This window comes from Chitinophaga sp. (genome assembly GCF_035564935.1).
GTDB lineage: Bacteria > Bacteroidota > Bacteroidia > Chitinophagales > Chitinophagaceae > Chitinophaga.
Genome location: NZ_DATMTE010000986.1, coordinates 1 through 4,425 on the forward strand (window position 1 = coordinate 1; position 4,425 = coordinate 4,425).

Sequence of the window (4,425 nt, forward strand, 5' to 3'; positions counted from 1 at the left end):
AGATGTCTTCCACCTCGAATGCAATATGATGCATTCCTTCTCCCTTCTTTTCCAGGAACTTTGCAATAGCACTGTCGGGACCGGTGGCTTCCAGCAATTCTATCTTAGTTTCACCCTGCCGGAAGAAAGCGGTCTGTACCTGTTCACTATCTACCTCCTCCTGCTTATAACAAGCCGTGTTCAACAGCTTCTCAAACAGTGGAATGGATACAGATAATTCTTTAACGGCAATGCCTATATGTTCTACCCTGAGCATGTTTGTTATGGTTTATAGATGCGCGGAACCCGGTATCTGTACCGCCTTTCCGGAATATGCTTAACCCGGTAAAAATAGAACTTATGTTGTAATTTTGTTAGGCCCGGACTTCAATAAAAAGAAAGATATTATGCTGCAGCTGCCCGTTTACCTTGATAACAATGCCACTACACCCTGCGATCCCAGGGTGGTAGCTGTTATGTTGCCCTATTTCACTGAGATGTTTGGCAACGCCGCCAGCCGGAGCCATCCGCTGGGATGGGCGGCAGAAGAAGCGGTAGACAACGCCCGGGAACAGGTGGCCAGACTGATTGGCGCTGAACCTAAAGAAATTATTTTTACCTCCGGCGCCACAGAAGCCGTTAACCTGGCCATCAAGGGAGTGTATGAAATGTATGCTGGCAAAGGCAATCATATCATCACTGCCGTTACCGAACATAAAGCGGTAGTGGATACCTGCAGGCACCTGGAAAAACTGGGCGCACTGGTTACCTGGCTCCCGGTGGATCATGAAGGGCTTATTGACCTTCAGCAACTGGAAGCTGCCATCACACCCCAAACCATCCTGATAAGCCTGATGTACGCCAATAACGAAACCGGTGTTATCCACCCTGTACGCGCCATCAGCGATATTGCCCGAAAACACGGTGTGCTGTTCATGACAGACGCCACCCAGGCAACCGGAAAAATCCCGGTAGATGTAAACAACGACGGCATAGACCTGCTCACCCTCAGCGCCCATAAAATGTATGGCCCTAAAGGAACAGGCGCTTTATATGTTCGCCGGCGCTCGCCCCGGGTAAAGCTCAGCGCGCAAATAGACGGGGGCGGTCATGAAAGAGGCATGCGCTCCGGCACCCTGAATGTACCTGGCATCGTAGGACTAGGGAAGGCCTGTGAGCTGTGCATGGAAGAAATGGAAGCGGATACACAACGCATCCTTCCTATGAAGAACCGGCTGGAAAAGGCCCTGCTGGCAATGGAACAAACCTTTTTAAACGGCGCACTCCACCAGCGCCTGCCACATACCTGTAACCTGTCGTTTAAATACGTGGAAAGCGAAACCCTCATGATGGGCTTTAATAAAAAAATTGCAGTCTCCTCCGGGTCGGCCTGCACCTCCGCATCCATGGAGCCCAGCTATGTACTAAAGGCAATGGGGCTGAGCGACGATCTGGCCCATGCCTCGCTCCGCTTTGGCCTCGGGCGGTTCACTACGGATGAACAAATCGATTTTGCCATCCAAACCATTACCGATGCAGTTAACCAGCTGAGAAAAGTAAGTCCCATCTGGGAAATGTACAAGGACGGAATACTTTAAGTCCACCTTTACCCCGTATCCACACAAAGGATGCGGGCGCGCCGGCGCCTCCGTACAATAGGCGGGAAGGTAATAGCGTTTACCCTATATTTGTATCTTTACTAATATCCTAATCCTTACTAACTGTTCATGCTAGCCATCTTTAAGAAAGAGATCAACCAGTTTTTCAGCAGTGTTACCGGCTATGTAGCCATCATACTGTTTTTACTGGCGAATGGATTAATGTTGTTCGTTTTCCCGGAAACCAGCCTGCTGGACACCGGGTATGCCAACCTGGATCCGTTGTTCAACCTGGCGCCGCTTATATACCTGCTGCTTATACCTGCCATTACCATGCGCTGCTTCGCAGATGAATTTAAAACCGGTACCATGGAATTACTGAGCACCAAACCACTCACCGGCTGGCAGATTGTAATGGGTAAATTCTGGGGCAGCCTGCTTATTGTGGCCATCTCCCTGCTTCCAACCATCATTTATTATTTTGCGATAAAACAATTAAGTATAGATAACCAGCAGCTCGATACCGGCGGAATCACCGGCTCTTACACAGGACTGTTGTTACTGGGAGCTACATTCACTGCCACCGGCATCTGGTCGTCGTCCCTGACCAATAATGCCATGATCGCTTTTCTCATCGCATTGTTTACCTGCTTTATACTCTATAACGGCTTCGATGCAGTGAGCAAAATACCTGCCTTTAGCGGCGGCGCCGATTACTATCTGCAGATGGCAGGGATCAAATTCCATTATACTTCTATCAGCCGCGGCGTAATTGATAGCCGCGATATTGTTTATTTTATCAGCATCATAGGTCTGATGCTCTATCTCACTAAATTATCCCTCCAAAGAAAACTCTGGCAAAACGGTTAACAGCCGTTCTTACTAAATAACATGGCTACACGAAAAAAATACATACAACGTGCCATAGCAGTAATACTGGTACTCACAGGCATTAATATAGCGGCAGCTTATTTTCATGGCAGATGGGATCTGACTGCAGAAAAGCGATACACCCTCACTGCCAGCACCCGGCAAATGCTCCGCAGGCTGGACAGCCCCGTGGAAATTGAGGTATTCCTTAAAGGCGATTATCCCGCCAGCTTCCGGCAACTGGCGCAGTCTACCAACGAGCTGCTGGAAGAGTTCAGGGAATATGGCAAACAAAACCTGCGGTTTACCTTTGTGAATCCAGGGCAGGGCCTTTCGGATTCGGCGCGCATGAAATTCCTTGGCGAACTCACCGCCCAGGGCATCATGCCTTTTAATATGAAAGTACAGCAGGAAGCAAACGACGGCTTCGCGGAAAAACTCATCTTTCCCGGCGCACTGGTTCATTATAAGGGCAAAACGTTAGGAATAAACCTGCTGAAAAACCAGGGCGGGCAGGATCCCATGCAAACCATGAACAGCTCGGAAGCCTTGCTGGAATACCAGTTTGCCTATGCTATCCATAAACTGCAGGAAAAAGAAAAACCATTGGTGGGCTACATGCTTGGCCATGGCGAATCGCTTGGAGCCGAAGTATATGATGCGCTCAGCACCCTGCAAACCAGTTACGGACTGGATACTCTCACCCTGCAGGCTGCTTCCTATATTCCCCGCGATTTTGATGTAGTCCTTTTTGCAAAACCCGCAGGCACCTTTTCTGATGCAGATAAGTTCAAGATAGATCAATACGTGATGAATGGGGGAAAAGTACTGTGGTTCATTGATGAATCCAGCGCCAGTATGGACAGTTTGCATGAACATCCGGATTTTTTTGCCATGGACCGGGGACTGAACCTGGAAGACCTCCTGTTCCGTTATGGCGTACGTATTAACCAGGACCTGGTATTAGACCTGCAGAGCGATGTGGTACCGCTGGTAGTGGGAAATGTAGGCAACCGGCCACAGATACAGCCTATGCCGTTTCCTTATTTCCCTATGCTGATGCCAACCAAAGCGCATCCCATAGTAAAAAACCTGGATATGGTTTTGAGCCGTTTCGTAAGCTCCATCGATACCATAAAAAACGACGCCATCCGCAAAACCATATTGCTTACCACTTCAAGGAACAGCCGCACCACGCGGCTGCCGGCGCAGGTAAGCTGGGACATTGTAAAAACGCAGCCCAACCCGCGCGATTACCGCCAACGTAACCTGCCCGCGGCTGTACTGCTGGAAGGGAAATTCACGTCGCTTTTCCGCAACAGGGAGAACCCCGAAGCCGTAAATCAGTTGTTTCACGCATCCGGACAGCCTTTCAGGGAATCTGCCGACACTGTTAACAAAATGATCGTGGTAAGTGATGGTGATGTAATTGCCAATGCAGTATCCCGCAAAGAAGGTCCGCTGCAAATGGGCATCAATGAATTTAACCCGGGCTTTGCCTTTGCCAATAAAGAATTTTTCCTGAACTGCCTGGAATACCTCTGCGGTAACAGCGGTATTATGGAAGCCCGGAACAAAGAGCTAACACTGCGGTTGCTGGATGGAGAGAAGGTGCGGCAGGAAAAAACCAAGTGGCAGGTCATTTGTTTCCTGGTGCCGGTAGGACTGGTTTTGCTATTTGCCATGGTTTTCCAGTTTATACGGCAACGTAAATTTACTGAATAGCCTGAAACGCTGTAAGGCACTGTATTTCAGGGCTTATTGCTGCATCTGCTCAAAGGAAATGATCACCTTAAACCGGGAACCTAGCCACCGTTTTCCTATCTTTGCTGCTCATAAAATGCAATCACATGGGAAAAACAGAGATAACATATCTGGTATTTTTTATTGTGATTATCCTGGCACTGGTATTTGATCTTGGCTTTTTTAGTAAGAAGAATACAAAAACAAGTTTAAAAACAGCGCTCTGGCAAAGCAT

4 protein-coding genes are annotated in these 4,425 nt (G+C 48.6%); 3 read left to right on the forward strand and 1 reads right to left on the reverse strand.

Annotation, left to right across the window (positions count from 1 at the left end; all coding sequences use genetic code 11):
- On the reverse strand, positions 1 to 256 hold a 256-nt coding region (locus VN105_RS25550), incomplete at its 3' end, for a VOC family protein (protein WP_325645583.1).
- Between the two features lie 133 nt (positions 257 to 389).
- Here VN105_RS25550 and VN105_RS25555 point away from each other — a divergent pair.
- The 3 genes from VN105_RS25555 (at position 390) to gldG (ending at position 4,172) form a co-directional block, all read left to right on the forward strand.
- On the forward strand, positions 390 to 1,577 hold the full coding sequence (locus tag VN105_RS25555) for an IscS subfamily cysteine desulfurase (RefSeq protein WP_349255714.1): 1,188 nt from the start codon (positions 390 to 392) through the stop codon (positions 1,575 to 1,577).
- A 129-nt stretch (positions 1,578 to 1,706) separates the two neighbouring features.
- Positions 1,707 to 2,447 carry a gliding motility-associated ABC transporter permease subunit GldF gene (gene gldF / locus VN105_RS25560; protein ID WP_325645587.1) on the forward strand — a complete coding sequence of 247 codons (741 nt, stop codon included), beginning with the start codon at positions 1,707 to 1,709 and terminating at the stop codon, positions 2,445 to 2,447.
- A 21-nt stretch (positions 2,448 to 2,468) separates the two neighbouring features.
- Positions 2,469 to 4,172 carry a gliding motility-associated ABC transporter substrate-binding protein GldG gene (gldG, locus tag VN105_RS25565; RefSeq protein WP_325645589.1) on the forward strand — a complete coding sequence of 568 codons (1,704 nt, stop codon included), beginning with the start codon at positions 2,469 to 2,471 and terminating at the stop codon, positions 4,170 to 4,172.
- The last annotated feature ends 253 nt before the right edge of the window (positions 4,173 to 4,425 follow it).